This is a genomic window from Synechococcus sp. CCY9201 (genome assembly GCF_034931105.1).
Classification (GTDB): domain Bacteria; phylum Cyanobacteriota; class Cyanobacteriia; order PCC-6307; family Cyanobiaceae; genus CBW1002.
In genome coordinates this window covers 1-1,261 of sequence record NZ_JAYGIC010000104.1, presented here as the reverse complement: position 1 = coordinate 1,261, position 1,261 = coordinate 1, and the positions used below count along the sequence as shown (strand labels likewise).

Genomic DNA, 1,261 nt, shown 5'->3' with positions numbered 1-1,261 from the left:
GGCTGCCAGTGCGGCAACCGAAGATTGGCCGGAATCACCGGCATTGAGATGCCGATAACCAAGACCATTGGCTCAGCAAGTTCTTGTGCTCGCTGGCGCTGCTGGTTTCGGGCGACAAACTCCTAGAGGCGCACGAACGATTGACTCGAGTGTGCGTCAGGCTCGCCTGTCGTTCCGCACATCTGGCTTGGCTGGTCCAGTCGAACTTGCTCGCCACTGGCGGCATGAGGCCATGTCAGATTCTCTCCATTCCAGAGACTGAACAGTCTGCTGGCTCACCTGCGGGTTGGCTGCCCTGCCATCCATCTCACCATGCCGCTTCTGCGCCCGATCCCGTTACTCGCCCTCGGGCTGATCCTGGCTCCACCGGCCAAGGCCCTGGAACTGATTGAAATCCGCCTTCCTCTGGTCGACACCGGCGTCAGTGTGCGGGTGGCGGAACTGAAAGATCCCAAGAGCCTGCTGACCGGAACCAGCGATCTGGCCCAGCTCGATCAAGCCACCAATGGCAAGTTCGGCAGCCGCCTGATCTCCCTGCTTCAGGCCCCCCTTCCCATCCCCATTGGAGCCATCGCCAAGGAATCGGCGGGTTCTCCCCTGATGGCTCAGGTGCTGCTGATTCTGGAGGCACTGGTGCGGGTCGATGGCCTGGAAACCCCTCCCGATCCTCAACAGATCGTGGCGACTCTCGAACGACGTTCCGCCAAGGGCCACCTCAGCCTGCTGGATGTACTGGAGGTGCTCCCCGGACGCAGCGCCTCGATCGAACTGGATCAGGCGGTGTTCGTACTGGATCGGCTGGTGCGTCAGCAGGAACCCGCCGAAAGCCTGATCAACAGCGGCAAACCGGCCGGCATCGATCCGGCCCTCAGCCTTCCAGGGCCCATCAGGCCGATCCGCCAGCAGGTGGCCATCGCCGTCTCGCACCGCCCCGAGCCACTCCAGGTGGTCACGATGTCGCCCAGCAGCGGAGGTAACGGCCGTCTAGTGGTCATCTCCCATGGACTCTGGGACGATCCGGTGAACTTCGAGGGCTGGGGCGCTCACCTGGCCAGCCACGGCTACACCGTGCTGCTGCCCCGCCATCCGGGCAGTGACCAGGCCCAGCAGCAGGCCATGCTCGCTGGTCGGGTGCCGCCGCCGAACCCCGACGACCTGCGGCTGCGCCCCCTGGATGTGTCAGCGGCGATCGATGCCGCCGCCGCCGGCAGCCTGGCTCTGCCGGCCCCCGTGCGCACGGACCAGGTGGTGGCCATGGGTC

Annotated in this window: 1 protein-coding gene; it reads left to right on the top strand. The window is 65.0% G+C overall.

The annotated features are described in order from the left end of the window. Positions 1 to 312: 312 nt before the first annotated feature. Positions 313 to 1,261 (top strand): alpha/beta hydrolase family protein (locus tag VB716_RS10200; protein ID WP_416238100.1); only part of this gene is annotated, 949 nt, incomplete at its 3' end.